General features: G+C 60.7%; 14 protein-coding genes. 8 read left to right on the top strand and 6 right to left on the bottom strand.

All coding sequences use genetic code 11. The features are described from left to right. The first annotated feature begins 119 nt into the window (after positions 1-119). Positions 120-977 (top strand): tryptophan 2,3-dioxygenase, encoded by an 858-nt coding sequence (gene kynA, locus JZI28_RS06170; protein ID WP_353399008.1) that lies wholly within the window; start codon positions 120-122, stop codon positions 975-977. 223 nt (positions 978-1,200) lie between these two features. Here kynA and JZI28_RS06165 read toward each other — a convergent pair whose 3' ends face one another. Then, positions 1,201-1,797, bottom strand: a complete 597-nt coding sequence (locus tag JZI28_RS06165) for a TetR/AcrR family transcriptional regulator (RefSeq protein WP_375699575.1) — start codon at positions 1,795-1,797, stop codon at positions 1,201-1,203. 114 nt (positions 1,798-1,911) lie between these two features. Between JZI28_RS06165 and JZI28_RS06160 the strand changes: the two genes are divergently transcribed. Together JZI28_RS06160 and JZI28_RS06155 are read left to right on the top strand one after the other, a co-directional pair. After that, positions 1,912-2,376, top strand: a complete 465-nt coding sequence (locus tag JZI28_RS06160; RefSeq protein WP_295449136.1) for a (2Fe-2S)-binding protein — start codon at positions 1,912-1,914, stop codon at positions 2,374-2,376. A gap of 4 nt (positions 2,377-2,380) precedes the next feature. Further along, a complete protein-coding gene (locus tag JZI28_RS06155; RefSeq protein ID WP_375699574.1) occupies positions 2,381-4,618 on the top strand; it encodes a molybdopterin cofactor-binding domain-containing protein in 2,238 nt (745 codons plus the stop codon). 285 nt (positions 4,619-4,903) lie between these two features. Here JZI28_RS06155 and JZI28_RS06150 read toward each other — a convergent pair whose 3' ends face one another. The 3 genes from JZI28_RS06150 to JZI28_RS06140 form a co-directional block, all read right to left on the bottom strand. Continuing rightward, positions 4,904-5,686, bottom strand: a complete 783-nt coding sequence (locus JZI28_RS06150) for a gamma-glutamyl-gamma-aminobutyrate hydrolase family protein (protein WP_348151663.1) — start codon at positions 5,684-5,686, stop codon at positions 4,904-4,906. A gap of 244 nt (positions 5,687-5,930) precedes the next feature. Further along, positions 5,931-6,356 carry a heme-binding protein gene (locus tag JZI28_RS06145; protein ID WP_295449146.1) on the bottom strand — a complete coding sequence of 142 codons (426 nt, stop codon included), beginning with the start codon at positions 6,354-6,356 and terminating at the stop codon, positions 5,931-5,933. A 78-nt stretch (positions 6,357-6,434) separates the two neighbouring features. Further along, complete coding sequence (locus JZI28_RS06140) at positions 6,435-8,558, bottom strand: malate synthase G (protein WP_375700082.1); 2,124 nt, start codon at positions 8,556-8,558, stop codon at positions 6,435-6,437. A gap of 294 nt (positions 8,559-8,852) precedes the next feature. Between JZI28_RS06140 and pepN the strand changes: the two genes are divergently transcribed. From pepN to JZI28_RS06125, 3 genes are all read left to right on the top strand, one after another. Then, on the top strand, positions 8,853-11,417 hold the full coding sequence (gene pepN, locus JZI28_RS06135; RefSeq protein WP_375699573.1) for an aminopeptidase N: 2,565 nt from the start codon (positions 8,853-8,855) through the stop codon (positions 11,415-11,417). Continuing rightward, a complete protein-coding gene (locus JZI28_RS06130) occupies positions 11,410-11,904 on the top strand; it encodes a hypothetical protein (protein WP_375699572.1) in 495 nt (164 codons plus the stop codon). The genes pepN and JZI28_RS06130 overlap by 8 nt, the downstream gene beginning before the upstream one ends. A gap of 130 nt (positions 11,905-12,034) precedes the next feature. Beyond that, on the top strand, positions 12,035-13,495 hold the full coding sequence (locus JZI28_RS06125; protein ID WP_375699571.1) for a hypothetical protein: 1,461 nt from the start codon (positions 12,035-12,037) through the stop codon (positions 13,493-13,495). Between the two features lie 102 nt (positions 13,496-13,597). On the opposite strand, the gene JZI28_RS06120 is transcribed toward JZI28_RS06125, so the two are convergent. Beyond that, entirely contained in the window at positions 13,598-15,997 is a 2,400-nt protein-coding gene (locus tag JZI28_RS06120) for a Tex family protein (RefSeq protein WP_375700081.1), read from the bottom strand. Positions 15,998-16,249: 252 nt separating this feature from the next. Between JZI28_RS06120 and gatB the strand changes: the two genes are divergently transcribed. Continuing rightward, a complete protein-coding gene (gene gatB / locus JZI28_RS06115; RefSeq protein WP_375699570.1) occupies positions 16,250-17,758 on the top strand; it encodes an Asp-tRNA(Asn)/Glu-tRNA(Gln) amidotransferase subunit GatB in 1,509 nt (502 codons plus the stop codon). A 175-nt stretch (positions 17,759-17,933) separates the two neighbouring features. Here gatB and JZI28_RS06110 read toward each other — a convergent pair whose 3' ends face one another. Next, positions 17,934-19,178, bottom strand: a complete 1,245-nt coding sequence (locus tag JZI28_RS06110) for a hypothetical protein (RefSeq protein ID WP_375699569.1) — start codon at positions 19,176-19,178, stop codon at positions 17,934-17,936. A gap of 138 nt (positions 19,179-19,316) precedes the next feature. On the opposite strand from JZI28_RS06110, the gene pepT reads away from it, so the two are divergent. Then, positions 19,317-20,555, top strand: a complete 1,239-nt coding sequence (gene pepT / locus JZI28_RS06105; protein WP_375699568.1) for a peptidase T — start codon at positions 19,317-19,319, stop codon at positions 20,553-20,555. Positions 20,556-20,618 lie beyond the last annotated feature (63 nt).

Genomic DNA, 20,618 nt, shown 5'->3' with positions numbered 1-20,618 from the left:
CTGTGCCGCCCCTTTGGCTGGGTGGCGCTGTGGCGTCGCCTGGCCCAATGCGGCACCCTGAACAAACGGATTTTCTCCCTTTCCTGAGCTATACTTCAATTTGGAAAAGGAAGAATCCAATGAGCGATTCCAAGACCACGCCCCAGGGCTGCCCCTTCAACCCCGCCGATGACGGCGCCCAGATGGATTTTGACGGCCGCATGTCCTATGGTGACTACCTGTCACTGGATATGTTGCTGACTGCCCAGAAACCCTGGAGCGACACCCATGATGAAATGCTGTTCATCATCCAGCACCAAACATCCGAACTGTGGATGCGACTGGCCATTCACGAGCTGCAGGCGGCGCGTGCGCGGCTGATAAAGGGAGAAGCGCGTCAGGCGTTCAAGATGCTGGCGCGGGTGGCGCGAATTTTTGAGCAGCTGAATTCTGCCTGGGATGTTCTGCGCACCATGACGCCCTCGGATTACACCGCCTTTCGCGATGCCCTGGGGCAAAGCTCTGGTTTTCAGTCGCATCAGTACCGGCTGATTGAGTTCATGCTGGGCAACCGCAACAAGGCGATGCTGAAGCCCCATGCCCACCGCCCTGATCTGGTGGCGCTGCTGGAGGCCGAACTGGCACAGCCGTCGCTCTATGATGTGGCGTTGCGGGCGCTGCATGCCCGCTTTGCCCTGCCTGACACAGTGATCAATCGTGACCTTTCAGAGGCCTATCAGGCCAGCGAAGCGGTAGAGGCCGCCTGGTCTGAGGTCTACCGCGCCCCCGAGGCCCATTGGGAGCTTTATGAATTGGCCGAGAAACTGGTGGATTTTGAAGACTATTTCCGCCGCTGGCGGTTCAATCACGTGACCACGGTGGAGCGGGTCATTGGCTTTAAACGCGGCACTGGTGGAACCGGCGGGGTCAACTACCTCAAACGGATGCTGGAAGTGGAGCTGTTCCCCGAGCTTTGGCACCTGCGCACCACGCTGTAACCGCAGGTAAAACTGGGCTCAGCTACACAGAGGCTTACAAAACGGCGGCTGCCAAAACGGTGGCTGGCAAAACAAAGGCGGGGGGCTCCCGCCCGTCTCGCGACATCACAGATGTCGGATCCCGTTGGGCCCGGCGCCGCGCAGACGCGCGGCGCGTCACCGCAAAACGCATTGGTTCAGCGCCGCGGCAGCAGCGGTATCAGTTTGCCGGCCCCCTCCCCCTTCAGCCTGCGGGGATCAGGGCCTGGGCGCACAGTGCCGCATAATTGGCCACGCCGACACGATAGCCATCGTAGCTTTGTGCGGTGTGTTTGATCCCTTTGAGACAGGCGCAGAACAAACGCCCCAGGGCATCCACATCAGCCGTCAGGACAACTGCCCCCCGCGCGGCTTCCTCCTGCAACCACTGGGCATAAATGCCCTGCAACTGCGCTTCGCCTTCCTCAATCATATCACCAGCCACATTCAGGGTGGCCTCAAACAGCTCCATACCATGTGCCGAAGACATCATCGCTTCCATCGTCTCGCCGCCATGGGCCGCAAAGGCACGCGTCAGACGCGGCGCCAGGGCCCCCTCCGCTTTCAGGGCCGTCGCAACCTCGCGCGCGGCCTCAGCGTAGTAGCTTTCAACAAGGCTACGAAAGATGGCCTCTTTGTTTTTGAAATGAAGGTAGAGCGCCGGGCGTGACATGCCGGCCCCCCGGGCTATGTCATCCATTGAGGTTTTACGAAACCCATAGGCGGAAAAGCCTGCCCAGGCCGCGGCAAGGATGGCCTGTGTCTTGGTGTCTGTCTTGGTGTCGGGGGCTGAAAACATCATAGGCCCGCTTCTGACAGTTCTGCAGGTTTTTGTCAATTGACAACCTGACACATTTCATGCATTTTGTCACAAATACCAACCCCAGCTCCCGGACCCAGCAAAGAGGCCAGTCCCATGTCAAAAACGCTTCGTATCAATGGCAAGACCCATGAGGTGGATCTGCCCGATGATGTGCCCCTGCTCTGGGTGCTGCGCGACGAGATCGGCCTGACGGGGACAAAATTTGGCTGCGGCGTGGCCGCCTGTGGTGCCTGCACCGTGCAGGTGGACGGCGAGGCGATGCGCTCCTGCCAGCTGAGCCTTGGCGATGTCGAGGGGGAGGTGACCACAATCGAGGGACTTGGCAGCCCAGACAACATGGCCAAGATCCAGCAGGCCTGGGTGGCGCATCAGGTGGCACAATGTGGCTACTGCCAGTCCGGCCAGATCATGCAGGCCGCCAGCCTGCTGGCAGAAAACCCCAGCCCCAGCGACGCCGATATCGACGAGGCGATGCAGGGCAACCTGTGCCGCTGTGGCACCTACCCGCGTATCCGCGCCGCCATCCACTCCGCCGCCAAAATGATGCAGGAGGCCTGATCTCATGGCCAGCTTGAAAAAAATCGCCCGCCGCAGCTTCCTGGTCGGCTCTGCCGCCATTCTGGGCGGGGTTGCCTTTGGCACCTATAAATACCACCAGCCCGCCCCTAACCCGCTGGAGCCGGGTGAAGGCAAGGCAGTGCTGAACCCCTTTGTCTTTGTTGACCAGTCCGGCGTCACCCTGATCGCGCCACGGGCTGAGATGGGCCAGGGCGTGCGCAGCTCATGGGCTGCGCTGATCGCCGAGGAGCTGGATGTAGACCCAGCACAGGTCAATGTGATCCATGGCCCCGCCGCCAAGGCCTATTACAACAGCGCCATGATGGCCGAGGCCCTGCCCGGGCGAGGCTATAACGCCAGCGATTTTCAGCATTCCTTGGGGCAGATCGTCGGGAATTTCTCCAAATTTCTCGACCTGCAGGTCACGGGTGGCTCTTCCTCGATGAAGGACGGCTTTACCCGCATGCGGCTGGCTGGTGCCAGCGCCCGCGAAACCCTGAAAGAGGCGGCCGCGAAACGGCTTGGCGTGGCTCGCGCCCTGCTGGAAACCGAGAACGGATATGTTCTGGCGCCGGGCGATGTAAAACTCTCCTATGCTGAACTGGCCACAGAGGCCGCCGCTCTTGAGCCGCAAGAGCCCGAGTTACGCCCCGCAGCCCAGTGGAAATACATCGGCAAGCCCGTGCCGCGCATTGATATGACTGCCAAGGTCACCGGCACCGCTGGTTTTGGTGTGGATACCCGCATTGAAGGCATGAAATTCGCCGCCATCAAACAGAACCCACATTTTGGCGCTGGTATGCGCGGCTTTGATGCCTCGACCGCCAAGGACATGGCAGGTGTCGAGCAGATCCTGGATCTTGGCGATGCGGTGGCCGTTGTGGGCAGCAATACCTGGCTGGCGCAACAGGCGGTTGAGGCTATTGAGGTGGACTGGGAGCCTGCAACCTACCCCAAAACCACCGATGCGATTTTTGCCGAGATTGCGGCCGCCTTTGACGGCTCCGCCAATTCAACCATGCGCGATGACGGCGACGTGGACAGCCTGCCTGACGGGGCTGAGCTGATCGAGGCCGAATATCGCCTGCCCTATCTGGCCCATGCCACCATGGAACCGATGAACGCCACGGCGCTTTATACCGGGGATGCACTGGAGATCTGGGCTCCCAATCAGGGGCCAACGGTGGTGCAAAAAGCTGCCGCCGCGCTCACCGGGTTGGACACTGAGGCCGTGACCGTCAATACCACCTTTCTGGGGGGCGGCTTTGGTCGCCGCATCGAAGTGGATTACACCAACCGCGCCGTGCAGATTGCCCAACAGCTGAAAGGCACGCCGGTGCAACTCACCTGGTCGCGCGAAGAAGATATGCGCCACGACTATTATCGCCCCGGTGCCATTGGTCGCTACCGCGCCGCCGTCAAGGATGGCAAGGCAGTGATGGTGCATGGCAAGATCGCAGCCCAGTCCACCACCCAGGAGGGTGCCGGGCGGATGCTGGGCCTGCCGATGTCCGGCCCGGATAAGGGCCATGTGGACGCAGCCTTTAACCAGCCCCTGGCGATCCCGAACTTTCGTGTCGAGGGCTATCTCGCCAAGCCGATGATCCCGGTGGGGTTCTGGCGCTCGGTGGCGGCGTCGTTCAACGGGTTCTTTTCTGACAGTATTATTGATGAGATGGCCCATAAGGCAGGCCGCGACCCGCTGGAGTTCCGCCTGGAGCTGGCCCGTGCCGAATGGGAGCCCGCCGCCAAAGTCCTGGAAACTGTGCGCGATATGTCCGGCTGGACTGGCACAACTCCCGCAGGCATCGGTCGGGGCGTCGCCCTGGCCTACAGCTTTGGCACCCCGGTTGCGCAGGTCATCGAAGTGGCCGATCGTGACGGCGATATTGCCATCACCAAGGCCTGGATTGCCGCCGACCTTGGTCTGGTGGTGGATCCGCAAAACACCGAAGCACAGCTGTTCAGTGGCCTCGCCTATGGGCTGTCGGCAGCCTGTTTTGGCGAGATCACCTTTGACAATGGCGCGGTAGAACAGGAGAACTTCCCCGATTACGACGCCATGCGCATGCCCAGCATGCCCTCGGTCGAGGTGGCGGTTTTGCAGCAGCAAAAACACATGGGCGGCGCTGGCGAGCCCGGCACTCCGCCCGCGGCACCGGCCCTGGCCAATGCGCTGTTTGACCTGACAGGGGAACGCGCGCGGGAACTGCCCCTGAACAAACAGTTCAGCCTTTTGTAAACAGCCCGAACAAGACGCTGCCAGATCCCCCCAAGACCCTATCAGTGAGCTAAACACTGGGGGGGGGATCTGGAAACGCTACGCGATCAAGGCCAGCTCAAGCCCCGCTTAAAATAGAATGAAAGTTAATTTAGATCAGACATTTAAGGGAAAGCCCCCCACCCTCACTGGCGTGCATTTCTGACTTCAACTGACGCACCAGAAACCACAGGCCTGTTCCCGCAGAGCTGCCTTCGCAGTTGCGCAACCAACAAGCCCGAAATCACCGTTGTGATGGCAGGACTTTTAGCCTGTTTCCAGTAGTTCGCCAGCCGCAGGGGTACCATTGGCCCAGGCGTGAACGGCTGCGCCAAAGGCCTGGAACAGCGGGCGCGAGACCGGATCATTGTTGGCGTCCCACTCCGGGTGCCACTGCACAGCTAAGGTAAAGCCCGGTGCATCCTGAACATAGATCGCCTCAGGCGTGCCATCGGGGGCATAGCCGTCAATCACGATGCGCGCCCCCGGAGTTTTGATGCCCTGGCCGTGCAGGCTGTTGGTCATCACCTCATCCGCGCCAAATACATCATTGAAGACACCACCGCTGGTCATCTTCACCGGGTGGCGCAGGGCGAACTTTTCTTCCAAGGTGCCATCGGGGGGCATGCGGTGGTTCATTCGCCCCGGCAGATCGCGGATCTCGGGGTAGAGCGTGCCGCCCATGGCCACATTGACCTCCTGAAAGCCCCGGCAGATCCCCAGAAAGGGCTGGCCGCGCTCAACGCAGGCCCGCACCAAAGGCAGCACAATGGCATCCCGCGCCCGGTCAAAAGCCCCGTGGGCCTCTGTCTCTGCCTCGCCATATTCATTTGGGTGCACATTGGGCCGCCCTCCGGTAAGCAAAAACCCGTCAAAGCTATGCAACAGCTCCTCGACCGACAGGAACCGCGGGTCCGAGGGGATCAGCAGCGGCATACAGCCGGCAACCTCGGCCACGGCCTCAGAATTCATGGTGCCGCCAGCATGTGCCGGATATTGATCGTTGAGCAGATAGGAATTGCCGATAATGCCAACTTTGGGACGCGCCATGGGGACTCCGAATGTGTTAAAACATAGCAAGGCTAAGGCCTCCCCCGGGATCTCGCAACCACACAAGCGACCGGATTGCGCGCAGGTTACTGTTCAATTCTGCACGTCGTAGCGTCATCGGGGGATCTGCGGCAAAACAGGGCAGATCGGAAACAACACCTGCGCCGAAGAAACAAGCCTGAGAATCAAAAGGACGCCGCACAGCGCGACGTCCCTTGTTGAGCCACAGGTTTTGCAAGTGAGATCAGATCTCGCCGATCAGCCCAGCCGCTTCGATCCCTGCCATGGCCGCAATGGCGTCATTGTCAGAGGTATCGCCGGTGACGCCGACGGCACCAATGACTGCGCCGCTATCGTCGCGCAGCAACACGCCACCGGGCACTGGGATCACCTGACCACCATACACGCCATTCACCGCCGCCATGAAATAGGCCTGGGCTTCGGCGCGGGCCATCTGCGCTGTGCCTGCCATGCCCAGCATCACCGCGCCATAGGCCTTACCATGGGCGATGGCAAAACGCCCAGGTGCAGCGCCGTCTTCGCGGGCAAAGGCCTGCACATGGCCACCGCCATCCAGCACCACGGCGGAAAGAGGTTTCAACCCCATCTCACGGCCTTTGGCCAGGGCTGTGTTGATAATGATCTGCGCAGATTGCAGGGAAATTGTCATGGTCGTATCCTTCTGGTCAGGATCAAGAATAAGGGAAGAGGGCAGGACCGCGCCCTGCCCCCCGTCTCTATTACTGTGTTAGCCGACCGCCTTGAGCTCAAGACGACGGGCATGCAACACAGGCTCGGTATAGCCAGAGGGTTGGACGCGCCCCTTGAAGACCAGATCACAGGCAGCCTGGAAGGCAATGCCGTCAAAGCCGGGCGCCATGGGCCGATAGCTGGCATCCCCGGCGTTTTGCTGGTCCACCACGGCAGCCATCTTTTGCATCGCGGCCATCACTTGCTGCTCGCTCACCACCTCGTGGTGCAGCCAATTGGCCAGCGCCTGACTGGAGATCCGGCAGGTGGCGCGGTCTTCCATCAGCCCCACATTGTTCAGATCAGGCACTTTGGAGCAGCCAACACCCTGATCGACCCAGCGCACCACATAGCCCAGAATGCCCTGGGCATTGTTTTCAATCTCGCGGGTGATTTGTTCATCCGACAGGTTTTGCCCCTGCATTACCGGAATATCCAGCAGGTCCGCCAGCGTGCCACGGGGGCCAGCCGCGCGCAGCGCATCCTGATGTGACAGCACATCAAACTGGTGATAATGGGTTGCATGCAGCGTTGCAGCGGTTGGCGACGGAACCCAGGCACAGGTGGCACCGGATTTGGGGTGGCCAATCTTGGCGGCCAGCATGTCCCCCATCAGATCCGGCATCGCCCACATACCCTTGCCAATCTGGGCGCGGCCTTTGAGACCACAGGCCAGACCGATATCGACATTGCGGTCCTCGTAGGAGGCAATCCAGGGGGTGTTTTTCATCTCGCCCTTGGGCAACATCGCCCCTGCTTCCATCGAGGTATGGATCTCATCCCCGGTGCGGTCCAGGAAGCCGGTGTTGATAAAGGCCACGCGGGATTTGGCGGCGCGGATGCATTCCTTCAGATTGACCGAGGTGCGGCGCTCTTCATCCATGATGCCGATCTTGACCGTATTGGCCGGCAGGCCCAGCGTCGCCTCAACCTGATCAAAGATGCGGCAGGCAAAATCCACTTCTTCGGGGCCGTGCATCTTGGGCTTGACCACATAAACAGAGCCATGCAGCGAGTTGCCCCCCTCGGCCTGCAGATCATGCATGGCGATCATCACGGTGATCATCGCATCCAGCAGGCCCTCGCCCGCCTCGCGGCCTTCGCTGTCCAATACCGCCGGGTTGGTCATCAGGTGACCAACATTGCGTACCAGCAACAGGGAGCGACCTTTGAGGCTGGCGGCCTCTCCGGCGGCACTGATGTAGTCTAGGTCAGCGTTCAAGACACGGGTGAAGGTTTTGCCGCCTTTGCTGACCTCTTCTGCCAGATCCCGCTTCATCAGGCCCAGCCAGTTTGAATAGGCCACCACCTTGTCTTCGGCATCGACACAGGCCACCGAATCCTCGCAGTCCATGATGGTGGACAGTGCCGATTCAAGCGTGATGTCATTGATCCCGGCGGCATCCGTGGCGCCGATATTACCTGCGGCGTCCACCTCGATCACCGCATGCAACCCGTTGTTTTTCAGCAGGATCCGGGTTGGGGCAGCGGCATCACCAACGTGCCCGGCAAACTGGCTTGCCTCTTTGAGCGCGGGCACCAAAGCCCCCTGCACGACCGCAAGGCCGGTAATATCGCTCCAGGAGCCGCTTTGCAGCGGGAAGGTTTCATCCAGGAAACTACGGCCCCAGGCAATCACCCGGTCGCCGCGCGCCGCATCATAGCCGCCGCCCTTTGGCAGATCGCCCATGGCATCGGTGCCATATAGCGCATCATAGAGCGAGCCCCAGCGGGCATTGGCCGCGTTCAGCGCAAAGCGCGCATTGGTGATTGGCACCACCAGCTGTGGACCGGGGGTAAAGGCGATCTCGGCATCGACGTTCTCGGTCTCGATCTCAAAATCATCGCCTTCAGGCAAGAGATAGCCGATCTGACGCAAAAAGGCTTCATAAGCTGCGGCATCGCGCGCTGCGCCGCGGTTGGCCACATGCCAGGCATCAATCTGCCCCTGCAAGTCGGCACGTTTGGCCAAGAGGGCGCGGTTTTCATCACCCATGCCATTGACCAGCCCAGACAGACCAGCCCAGAACGCCGCCGCCGACACACCAGTACCAGGCAGCGCCTTGTTTTCAATGAACTCCGCCAAATGGGGTGCAACCTGCATCCCCTCGATCCTGCGCATCGTGCTCATTGGTGTTCTCCTTCGCCGGTTGTCGATCCTGTTTCCCCGATACAGGAAAAGTTTCCTATCAGCAACAGAGGCGGTAATATAACTTTACCAATTATAGTAAGGCTGTTTCTTGTTTTTACAGAAAATTCACCAAGGCTTCAAAAAGAACAGGCGAATAGGCCAGGGTTTTGCTCGTATTTTCCGCGTCATGCGCTTGCCCGGCTCTGCGCCATTGCCTACCACTAGGGCAACCAAAAGCAACACATCCCCAGCCGCCCGCGGTTGGGATGAGACGAGGACAGCAAGATGACCAGCCCAGCAGCCCAGGCCGAAGCAGAAACCTTTTACCTGAAGGACTACACCCCCTTTGGCTTTGAGGTAGAGAGCGTTCAGCTGACCTTCCGGCTGGCCCCCCATGCCACCCGCGTGCTGAGCCAGATCCGCTTTACTCCCAAACCCGGCGCGGCGGATCCACAGTTTTTCCTGCATGGCGAGAAACTGAACCTGATCTCTGCCAAGATCGACGGCGTCGCAGTCTCCCCAGTGATCACCGCCGAGGGGCTGACATGCGACACCCCTGCGGAGCCCTTCCTCTGGGAGGCGGAGGTCGAGATTGATCCCGCCTCCAATACGGCGCTTGAGGGGCTTTATATGTCCGGTGGCATGTATTGCACCCAATGTGAGGCCGAGGGCTTTCGCAAGATCACCTATTACCCAGACCGCCCCGACGTGATGTCCACCTTTACCGTGCGCATCGAAGGCGACGAAGAGGTGCTTTTGTCCAACGGCAACCCCGTCTCGCAGTCACAAGGGCTGGCGGAATGGCACGATCCCTGGCCCAAACCAGCCTATCTTTTTGCCCTGGTGGCCGGCGATCTGGTCAACCACCCGGATACATTCACCACCCGGTCCGGCAAAGAGGTAGAGCTGAACATCTGGGTCCGCCCCGGCGACGAGGACAAATGCGCCTTTGGCATGGAAGCCCTGAAGAAATCCATGACCTGGGACGAAGAAGCCTATGGTCGCGAATATGATCTTGATATCTTCAACATCGTTGCGGTGGATGATTTCAACATGGGGGCGATGGAAAACAAAGGCTTGAACGTCTTCAACTCCTCCTGCGTGCTGGCCAGCCCCGAGACCTCGACGGATGCCAATTTTGAACGCATCGAGGCAATCATTGCCCATGAGTATTTCCACAACTGGACCGGCAACCGCATCACCTGCCGCGACTGGTTTCAGCTCTGCCTCAAAGAGGGGCTGACGGTATTCCGGGACGCCCAGTTCACAGCCGACATGCGCTCGGCCTCGGTCAAGCGGATCTCTGATGTGATTGACCTGCGTGCCCGCCAGTTCCCCGAAGACCAGGGCCCGCTGTCACATCCGGTGCGCCCCGAAGAGTTCCAGGAAATCAACAACTTCTACACCGCCACCATCTATGAAAAAGGCGCCGAAATCATCGGCATGCTGAAACGTCTGGTTGGGGATGAGGCCTATCGCAAGGCCCTGGATCTGTACTTTGATCGCCATGACGGTCAGGCCTGCACCATCGAGGACTGGCTGCAGGTGTTTGAAGACAGCACTGGCCGTGATCTGACGCAATTCAAACGCTGGTATGCCCAGGCCGGAACGCCGCGCCTGAAAGTGGCGGAAAGCTTTGCGGATGGAACCTACATCCTGACCTTCGAGCAAAGCACTGCCCCCACGCCCGGTCAGCCGGACAAAGACCCCCGCGTCATTCCAATTGCCGTCGGTCTGTTGAATGGCAACGGGGATGAGGTGCAGCCAACCACCGTGCTGGAAATGACCCAGGCCAAGCAGAGCTTTACCTTTGAGGGGCTGGCCAGCAAACCCGTCCCCTCGATCCTGCGCGAGTTCTCGGCCCCTGTCATTCTGGAGCGCAACACCAGCAATACCGAGCGCGCCTTTCTGCTGGCCCATGACAGCGATCTGTTCAACCGCTGGGAGGCCGGTAATGCCCTGTCCCGCGAGGCCCGTATCGCCATGGTGCTGACAGGCGAAGCCCCGGATGCGGCCTATCTGGATGCACTACAAAAACTGGTACGCGACGACAGCCTTGATCCGGCCTTCCGGGCACTGATCCTGCAACCGCCCAGCCAATCCGACATCGCCCAGAGCCTGCATGAGCGCGGCCACCTGCCCGACCCGCAAAAAATCTATGACGCGGCCGAGACCCTGACCCAGACCCTGGCGCAGCAACTGGCCGACAGCCTGCCGCGGCTCTATGCCGACACAACCGTCGAAGGCCCCTATCAGCCCGATGCGATAAGCGCTGGCAAGCGCGCCTTGAACGGGCGTATTCTGTCGCTGCTCACCCGTCTGGACGGGGGCGACCAGGCCAGCCGCCAGTATGACGCCGCCGACAATATGACCCAGCAATATGCAGCCCTTGCCGCCTTGCTGACCGCAGAAAAAGGCACCGCACAATCGCAGGCCTTTTATCAGCAGTGGCAAGGCGACCGGCTGGTGATGGACAAATGGTTTGCCCTGCAGGTCGCCGCTGCCACCCCCGAGGCAACCGCGCACATCGCCTCGAGGCTGACAGAGCATCCGCTTTTCACCCTGAAAAACCCCAATCGCTTTAGGGCGGTGATGGGGGCGCTGGCTGGCAGCCACGCAGGGTTCCACCATGCAAGCGGCGCCGGATATCAACTCCTGGCAGATAAGCTGATCGCGCTGGACAGCCTCAATCCGCAGACCACGGCCCGGATGTGCACCGCCTTCCAGACCTGGAAACGCTACGATGCGCCCCGTCAGGCTCTGATCCGCCAGCAGCTGCAGCGGATCAAGGACACCAAAGGGTTGAGCCGCGACACCAATGAAATGGTCAGCCGCATCCTGGATGCCTGATCAGCCAGAAAACGCGCCAGCCCTGGCCGGTAGGTCCAGGCCATCGTCGCCATCGTCTCTGCCGCCTTTTCATTTTGAGCAGCAGGGGCGATCGCGGGCCCTGGCAGTCGCGCTGGCCCTGTGGGTTTGTGCCCTGCTCTGTGGCGGGGTGTTCTTACAGATCACTGCCTGGTTGCTGATCGTACTGGCGCTGCCTTTGCTGCCGGGCCTGTGGGAGCTGTGGCAAAATCCCAGCTCTGGCCTCACCCTGTCAGATAGCCAGATGAGCTGGTTCACCGGTGCGCGCACCACAGAGCTGGCCCTGTCAGAGATCGCGCGCCTGCGACTTGACCGGCGCTGGGATTTTTCCTTTCGCGCCACCCTGATCATTCAGACTGGTGCCAAAATCCGCCTGCCCCAGCCTGCGCTCCCCCCGACGCAGGTGCTCGAAGACGCCATGACTGCGCGCGGCATTCCCAGCGAACGTCATCACTTCACCATTTTGTAGAGCCGACGCCGCCGCTGCCATGGCAATTCCCAATTGTTAACGGCAATCACCCCATCGCCGCCACGATTGCGCCGCATTGCACAATCATTTTGATCCTGAACAAACAAGCTGCCAACCTGCAGGAAATTGAATGCTCAGACCTCAGAACCAAATGTGGATGCACCTCTCCAGACTGCACAAAGAATTTCCCGCCTGGATTGCGACCAGTTTTTCGGGTGCCGCCTCCGGCCCAGGGGCCGACACCACGCCCCCCGCGTTCTGCGACGCTGGCAATCAACCAGCCGATGCCACCAGTGCAAAGACTGGCCACCTGCCCGAAGCCGCCGTTGAACCGGATATGGAAGACATTGCAGATAGGTTTTTGATCCCAATTCTGAACGATTGCCCCGACGCTCAAAACCGCCAAAACCTGCAAGACAAAGGCCAGTTCCTGGCCCGGCAAGAGCGCTGGTCCGATCTGTCACAGCTGATCCGCACCGCAGACAAAGCCCAGGCGCGCACCCAAGGCGGCCTGCCCGAGGCCGACCTTCTGGCCTACGGTGCCCGCTCTGATGTGGTGAATGCCGTGGAACATGCGCTGCAAGACCCCAATGACAAATCTGTCGCAACGACTGCGCGTTCGGTGACAAAAAACACTGGTAAACAGGCATCCGCAGGCAAGAAATCAGGCGAAAACCCGATCCTCATTGAGGGCGTCATGGCGCTTGAGACCCTGCGACGCGATCACCCAAAGGACATCTATCTGACGGCCATTGTTGCCCTGGCCCATATTGATATTGCCTGGACCTGGCGCGGCGCCGCCGCAGCAGATACAGAGGTAGGTCCAGCCAAACAAGAAGCGCAGCTTCGCCGTTCCAGCGCACATTTTGAGCGCGCCGCAGCACTTCTGGCACCGCTCAAGGATCAAAGCGGCGATAGCGCCTTCTTGTCGGCAGCCCAATGCGCGCTGTTTGCCGGGCAACGCGCCGAGACACTGGATGTTGCAGACGCCTATGGCAGCCTGATAGATCAGGCCCCGACCAACCCACGCCCCATGCGCGCGCTTGGCGCCCAGATGCTGCCCCGCGCCAATGGCTCTTATGCGGCGCTGGAACTGGAGGCCCGCCGCACCGCCGCCCGCACCCAGGCCCAGTGGGGCGCTGGCGGCTATACTTGGGTTTATTTTGACGCCATGGCCATTGACGAACAGGCCTGTGCCCGCGTCGATTCTAAGTTCTTTTTGGATGGGCTGCAGGATATTCTAAGCACCGATTCAAGCCAGGAAATGATCAACCTGCTGGCGGCCTATTGCGCTGTCACCCTGCCCAATGGAGGCAAGGGGACCTCATCGGCCGACTCAAACCGCGTCGAAATCTCCAAAGCGGCCCGTTGGCTGGTACGCAGCCACCTGCGCGAACTACACCCGCTGATCTGGGCCCATGCCTGCCAGGGGTTTGACAATAACGCCCGGATCACCTCTCTGCGCCGTTTCGCGGCCCATGGCCAGGCCAAGGCCCTGCACTGTCTGGCACAGATCTTTCAGGACGAGATCAAAAGCGGCCATAGGGTCTCCTTTACCCCTGAAGGGGTCGACCTGCTGCCCTGTCAATAACGCAGCACCCGTCACAGACCGTTAAAAGGCCGGGGGTCTCCCCGGCCTTTGGTGTTGCTGCTGTCAAAGCCGCCACGCTGTGAGTAGCGCGGCCGCCTGGGATCAGGTCTTTTTAAACGCATCCATCAGCGCCGCCCCCAAAGCACCGGTTTCAGTGCTGCCACCGCTGCGCGGCGACGCGGACATCTTTGCAGACTTTTGAACTGCGGATTTCTGACCACCCGATTTATAACCTCCTGATTTTTGGCCTCTGGAATGCTGGCCGCCGCGTCCTGCGCCCCCTTTGGCAGCAGGTCCAGCCTCCGAACGCGCATTGCGATCCTCGCGCGCAGAGGCACCGCCATCTTTGCGCATGGTCAGGGCAATCCGCTTGCGGGCAACATCCACCTCGGTGACGGTGACCTTGACCACCTGCCCGGTTTTCACCACCTCATGGGGGTCCTTGACAAACTTGTCCGCCAGCTGGCTGACATGCACCAACCCATCCTGATGCACTCCCACGTCCACAAAGGCGCCAAAGGCGGCGACATTGGTCACGGTGCCTTCCAGAACCATGCCAGGCTTCAGGTCCTGCATGGTCTCAACCCCGTCCGCAAAGGTGGCGGTGACAAAGGAGGGTCTGGGATCGCGGCCCGGTTTCTCCAGTTCCGCAAAGATATCGCGCACCGTGGGCAGGCCAAAGGTTTCATCGACAAACTGCTCTGCGCGCAGCCCTTTCAGGGCGCTGTCATCGCCCATGATCTGGCGGATGTCGCGACCACAGGCGGCAACCACCTGACGGGCGACGCTATAAGCTTCCGGGTGCACAGAGGAGGCATCCAGCGGCTCCTTGCCATCACGAATGCGCAAAAACCCTGCACATTGCTCAAATGCCTTGGGGCCAAGACGCGCCACTTTCAACAGCTCCTTGCGCGACGCAAATGCCCCGTTCACATCCCGGTGTGCAACGATGGCCTCCGCCAGCCCAGGCCCCAGCCCCGAAACATGGGCCAGCAGCGGGGCTGAGGCCATATTGAGGTCAACTCCGACGCCATTCACCACATCCTCGATCACCGCTTCCAGCGATTTTGACAGCCGGTGTTGGTCCACGTCATGCTGATATTGGCCAACGCCAATGCTCTTGGGCTCAATCTTGACCAGTTCCGCCAGTGGGTCCTGCAGACGCCGGGCGATCGACACCGCCCCGCGCAACGACACGTCGAGGTCAGGGAATTCCCGCGCCGCCAGTTCCGAGGCGGAATAGACCGAGGCCCCGGCCTCAGAGACCACCACCTTGGTGGGGGCTTTGACCTTGGCGGGCAGGTGTTTGATCACCTCTGCCACCATGCGCTCTGTCTCGCGGCTGGCGGTACCGTTGCCAATGGCGATCAGCTCGACCCCATGTTCGGCAATCAGTTTCAGAATGCTGACCTGGGCGCCGCGCAGATCATTCTTTGGCTGAAATGGGTATAGCGTCTCTGTGGCGAGCAGTTTCCCGGTTGCATCCACCACTGCCGCCTTGACGCCGGTGCGAATGCCCGGGTCCAGCCCGAGCGTCGGTCGCGCACCGGCCGGGGCGGCAAAAAGCAAATCCTTGAGGTTGCGCGCAAAGACCTGAATAGCATCCTCCTGGGCGCGACTGCGCAGCTCGCTCATCAGCTCCAGCATCATCGACAGGCTCAGCTTTACCCGCCAGGTCCAGCCCGCCACCTTGCGCAGCCATTTATCGCCGGGACCCGAGCCGCTGGCGCTCAGCTCTGCCGCCACCATGGCTTCGGCGCGGGCCACGCCCTCTTCCGGTTCGGGGCCGATATCCAGCGTCAGCACCCCCTCATTGGCGCCTCGCAACATTGCCAAGGCTCGGTGCGACGGCACATCGGCCCAGCGCTCGCTATGGTCAAAATAGTCAGAAAACTTGGCGCCCTGCTGCTCTTTGCCCTCAACAACCCGTGCGGTGAACCGGGCCTCGGCCTGCAGGAACTGGCGCAACCGCCCCAACAGCCCGGCGTTTTCTGTCATCCGCTCGGTCAGAATATCGCGCGCCCCGTTCAGCGCCTCTTTGCTGCCCGGCACCGCCTCGGTGATATAGTCTGCCGCCAGCACCTCCGGGTCTGCGCTGTGATCCGCCAGGATCGCCTCCACCAGCGGTTCCAGGCCATTTTCGCGCGCAATCATCGCCTTGGTACGGCGCTTGGGCTTATAGGGCAGATAGATATCTTCCAGCTGCGCCTTGGTCTCGGCCTTGGCAATTGAACTCGCCAGCTCCTCCGTCAGCTTGTCCTGCGATTTGATCGAGTCAACAATCGCCAGCCGCCGCGCTTCCAGCTCACGCAGGTAGGCCAGCCGTTCCGCCAGGGTGCGCAGCTGCGTGTCATCCAGCCCGCCGGTGGCCTCCTTGCGATAGCGCGCCACAAAAGGAACGGTTGCCCCCTCATCCAACAGCGTCACCGCGCTGTTCACCTGGTTCGGGGCGGCCCCAATTTCACGGGCTATGGTCTGGGCGATACGGGCTGCGGTGTCCAACAATGCGTCCTCTTCATTCTGCGCGGGATTCTGCGTGGGCGATCTTCATAGCTTTGCGCGGCAGCCGCGCCAAGAGCCCAGTTTCCAACGCGCCCTTCGACCAGCAGCTTTCGCAACAATACGGGCGGCGGCACTCTGGACCAAGGCCTGCAGACCAGCCCCAACAGACCAGCCCGGTGCCCTTATGCTCTTGCCCCCCATGGCGCGCTGGCCTAGAACCAGACCAAACGTGAAAAAAGGAGCCGGTGCGCGATGCTCGACCTGACATATGAACTCCCCAAGCCCAAGGTGATCTCGGGCGCCAAACATGACTGGGAACTGGTCATCGGCATGGAAGTCCACGCCCAGGTCAGCTCCAATGCCAAGCTGTTCTCTGGCGCCTCGACCAAATTTGGCGCCGAGCCAAACTCCAACGTCTCTTTTGTGGATGCGGCCATGCCCGGCATGCTGCCGGTGATCAACGACTACTGCATCGAGCAGGCAGTGCGCACCGGGTTGGGCCTCAAGGCCGAAATCAACCTCTGGTCTGCCTTTGACCGCAAGAACTATTTCTACCCCGATCAACCGGCCGGCTATCAGATCTCCCAGCTGTACCACCCCATCGTCGGCGAAGGTGAAGTGCTGGTAGAGCTGGGCGACGGCACCGCACGCACCGTGCGGGTTGAACGCATTCACATGGAACAGGACGCGGGCAAATCCATCCACGACATGGATCCCAACATGTCCTTTGTCGATCTCAACCGCGCCGGCGTCTGCCTGATGGAGATCGTCTCCCGCCCCGACATCCGCAGCCCCGAAGAGGCCGCCGCCTATATCCTCAAGCTGCGCCAGATCATGCGCTATCTCGGCACCTGCGACGGCGACATGCAAAACGGCAACCTGCGCGCCGATGTCAACGTCTCGGTCTGCCTGCCCGGCGCCTATGAGCGCTACCGCGAAACCGGCGATTTCGGCCATCTTGGCACCCGCTGCGAGATCAAGAACATGAACTCCACCCGCTTTATCCAGCAGGCGATCGAGGTCGAGGCCCGTCGCCAGATTGCCATTCTTGAGGCCGGCGGCGAGGTAGACCAGGAGACCCGCGGTTTTGATCCCGTCAAGGGCGAAACCCGTACCCAGCGGTCCAAGGAAGAAGCACATGATTACCGCTACTTCCCCGACCCTGACCTGCTGCCGCTGGAAATCGAACAGGATTGGGTGGACCAGATCAAAGCCGGCCTGCCGGAACTGCCCGACACCAAAAAGGCGCGGTTCATCGCAGATTTCAAACTCAGCGACTATGACGCCTCGGTGCTGACGGCGGATGTGGAATCCGCCGCCTATTTCGAGGCCGTGGCCGAGGGCCGCAATGGCAAGCTCGCCGCCAACTGGGTGATCAACGAGCTGTTTGGCCGCCTGAAAGTCGACGACAAGGATATCGCCAATTGCCCGGTCACCCCGGCGCAGCTGGGTGGCATCGTCGAGCTGATCTCGGCCGAGACCATTTCCGGCAAGATCGCCAAGGATCTGTTTGAGATCGTCTACACGACAGGTGGCGACCCCGCCCAGATCGTCGAAGAGCGCGGCATGAAGCAGGTGACAGACACCGGCGCCATCGAGGCCGCTCTGGATCAGATCATCGCCGACAACCCGGCGCAGGTGGAAAAAGCCCAACAGAACCCCAAACTGGCTGGCTGGTTTGTGGGGCAAGTGATGAAAGCCACCGGCGGCAAGGCCAACCCCAAGGCAGTGAACGAGCTGGTTGCCAAAAAGCTGGGCTAAGGCACAGGACAACAGATCCAAAGGCGCTCCAACCGGGGCGCCTTTTTGTTTGGCCCTCCCCCGGTCGCCAAACCGGGCAGCCCCCGCCCGCCTCCGTCAAACCGAAGGTTTGCCTCCGGCAAAACGCGGGGGCTTCCCCCCACCTCGGTCGGGCCGTGCCCTTGGCGTTCAATCGCTAGATATCAACAGAAGGCTTCTCCCAGCCTTTTGGGGCTTCATGTGGAGTACTTAGCTTCGGCGCGATGTCTTTCGATCCGCGTATCAACTGCGGCATTCCTTGATCAAAAAACCAATCCATCCCGCGCACACCGGCTTGGCCTGCCGCACCAGTTGCCGCTGCCCCGATCAAGGTGACAAAAGCTAGGGCAACAGGATATTTCTTGATCTTCTCCCAAATAGCCCAAAGGCGTCCGGTGGCCTCTTCCAAGACCTCGACGTCAGGGATGGGCGGTACTAGGGCTGCGTCCACCTCATCTAGGGCAGTCTCTAACTCTCGCAGCCGGGCGCGATATTCCACGATTTGCGAGGGCGGCATGTCATCGGGCAGGTTGTCGCGATGGCGGCCAAGCGTCATCGCGTTGAATGTCTCATTCTCCAGCGCTCGTTTTGCCCCCGCGACCTCCTGCCGTAGCGCATGTTTCTGGGTGATGAGGTCGATGATCCCCGCCACGCGGATGGCGTCTTGTTCCTTGCCCTCTCCCCAAGCCTCATCCGGGATCAGGGCAATGTCGTGCATCAGCTGCCAGTGGCTGTCCCAATCCTGGGTCAGGGGGCGGCCTGCGAGGATCGCGTCATACCAACGGATCCAGAAGGCATGACCGGGGGCAGTTTGCATCCAACTGCGGCCGGTGTTCCAAGCCCTCTCAATCTCGATCGGCGTCTCCTCCGGCCAAAGCGGCAGATGCAAGAGAGCGTCAGCGCGATCAAGCATCTGAATATCGTGACGGAGAAACCGCCACATTTTGCTGGCTGCAAAGGCGGCTCGTTGGGCAGCGGGGTTGGGGCCTCGTTCGGCAGCGGCGTAGGTGACGTTAAAGGCAACTTCGGCAGCGTTGGCGGTTTGGGCGATGGAGGTCGCGTAGCCATAGACGGCGTCAGGGTTGGCGGCGTAGGCGGTATACATAGCGACGGCGGTGGCACCAGTAGCGTCATGATCAACTGCTTTGGCGACGGCTTTCTTTAAATCTGGGGTTTGCATTCTGCCGGTAACCCCAGATATCAACAAGCTGCGCAACGATGACAAAAATGTCAATTCACGCTCCTGCGCCGTGCCCATTTCGGTCTTTGCAAAACAGATCGGAAACACCCTCAGCGCCGTGCGGGTGGCGAGGGTGACGGCCCATTCATATCGGCGCTCTTCCGGTAGCTCCTCCAGCCAAGCCGCGAAACTCTCCCGATTTACAATCTCGCTAACGTTCAAATGCGCGACCCTTTGCCAATCTCTGCCCTGCAATGCCTCTACCCTGCCCGCAGCCCCGATAGGTTGCAAGCCTGCCCTTGACCCTTGTGGCGCTCTGCCCCAGCCTGCCGCCAGATGTGACAGCCTCAGGAAAACACAATGAAAACCCCATTCGACCAAGAGCTTCAGGACCGGCTCACCCGCTATGCTGCCATCGACAGCCAAAGCGATGAGAACTCGCCCTCCTCGCCCAGCACCGCGATCCAGTTCGACATGTCGAATCTGTTGGTTGAGGAGCTAAAAGGGATCGGCGCGCAGGATGTCACCCTGACCGATTATGGCACCGTGCTGGCCACTGTTCCGGGTAACACCGATGGCCCGACGGTTGGTTTTCTCGCCCATGTGGACACCGCGCCGCAGTTCAATGCCGCAGGGGTGAAACCCCGTGTGATCAGCGGATACAACGACGGCGATATCACCTTCCCCGATAATCCTGATCTGGTGCTGTCGCCGCAGGATCACCCCTATCTGGCGGATAAGGAAGGCCATGATCTGGTCACCGCATCCGGCCTGACCCTGCTGGGCGCCGACGACAAGGCCGGCGTCTCGATTGTGATGACCCTGGCGCGGCACCTGATTGAAAACCCGGATATCCCCCACGGCCCCATCCGCATTGCCTTTACCCCGGACGAAGAAATTGGTCGCGGTGTCGATGCCAAGCTGCCTGCGGATCTGGGGGTGGATTTTGCCTATACGCTGGATGGCAGTGACCTGGGTGAGATCATCTACGAGAGCTTTTCGGCGGATCGCGCCGTGGTGTCGATCAAGGGCGTGTCGATCCACCCCGGCTGGGCCAAGGAAAAACTGGTCAACGCCGCGCATCTGGCCTCCAAGATCGTGCAGACCCTGCCGCAGGCGACCATGACGCCGGAAACCACCGACGGGCGCGAGGGCTTTTTGCATGTCACCGATATGGCGGGTGGGTCGTCAGAGATGGTGATCAAACTGATCCTGCGCGATTTTGAACGCGACGGGCTGGCGGCCAAGGGCGATTTGCTGCGCAGTGTTTGCGAGGCTGTTCAGGCCTCAGAACCGCGCGCCGACATCACCTGCGAGATCTATCCGCAATACCGCAACATGCGCTATTGGCTGGAAGAGGACATGACGCCGGTGGATCTGGCGCTGGAGGCCTGCCGCGCCAATGGAATCGAACCGATCTCGGTACCGATCCGCGGCGGCACCGATGGCTCACGTCTGACAGAAATGGGCGTGCCGACCCCCAATATTTTTTGCGGCATGCAATGTGTTCACGGCCCCCTGGAATGGGTGTCGGTGCAGGATATGGCCGCGTCATTGCAGGTCTGCCTGACCCTGGCGCAGCTGGCGGCACAAAAATAACCTGCAGCGCATTCTCCGCTGTCCGATCGCAGGATCGGGCAGCCGGGACTTGATTGAAGCCGC

This window comes from Pseudophaeobacter sp. TrK17 (assembly GCF_042192375.1).
In the GTDB taxonomy this organism is placed as follows: Bacteria; Pseudomonadota; Alphaproteobacteria; order Rhodobacterales; family Rhodobacteraceae; genus Pseudophaeobacter.
The sequence above is the reverse complement of the archived record's forward strand: the minus strand, read 5'-3'. Positions and strand labels throughout refer to the sequence as shown.

Excerpts from the sequence above, each read along its gene's own strand:
- kynA (WP_353399008.1), top strand. The coding sequence starts at position 120 with ATGAGCGATTCCAAGACCACGCCCCAGGGCTGCCCCTTCAACCCCGCC.
- JZI28_RS06165 (WP_375699575.1), bottom strand. The coding sequence starts at position 1,797 with ATGATGTTTTCAGCCCCCGACACCAAGACAGACACCAAGACACAGGCC.
- JZI28_RS06160 (WP_295449136.1), top strand. The coding sequence starts at position 1,912 with ATGTCAAAAACGCTTCGTATCAATGGCAAGACCCATGAGGTGGATCTG.
- JZI28_RS06155 (WP_375699574.1), top strand. The coding sequence starts at position 2,381 with ATGGCCAGCTTGAAAAAAATCGCCCGCCGCAGCTTCCTGGTCGGCTCT.
- JZI28_RS06150 (WP_348151663.1), bottom strand. The coding sequence starts at position 5,686 with ATGGCGCGTCCCAAAGTTGGCATTATCGGCAATTCCTATCTGCTCAAC.
- JZI28_RS06145 (WP_295449146.1), bottom strand. The coding sequence starts at position 6,356 with ATGACAATTTCCCTGCAATCTGCGCAGATCATTATCAACACAGCCCTG.
- JZI28_RS06140 (WP_375700082.1), bottom strand. The coding sequence starts at position 8,558 with ATGCGCAGGATCGAGGGGATGCAGGTTGCACCCCATTTGGCGGAGTTC.
- pepN (WP_375699573.1), top strand. The coding sequence starts at position 8,853 with ATGACCAGCCCAGCAGCCCAGGCCGAAGCAGAAACCTTTTACCTGAAG.
- JZI28_RS06130 (WP_375699572.1), top strand. The coding sequence starts at position 11,410 with ATGCCTGATCAGCCAGAAAACGCGCCAGCCCTGGCCGGTAGGTCCAGG.
- JZI28_RS06125 (WP_375699571.1), top strand. The coding sequence starts at position 12,035 with ATGCTCAGACCTCAGAACCAAATGTGGATGCACCTCTCCAGACTGCAC.
- gatB (WP_375699570.1), top strand. The coding sequence starts at position 16,250 with ATGCTCGACCTGACATATGAACTCCCCAAGCCCAAGGTGATCTCGGGC.
- pepT (WP_375699568.1), top strand. The coding sequence starts at position 19,317 with ATGAAAACCCCATTCGACCAAGAGCTTCAGGACCGGCTCACCCGCTAT.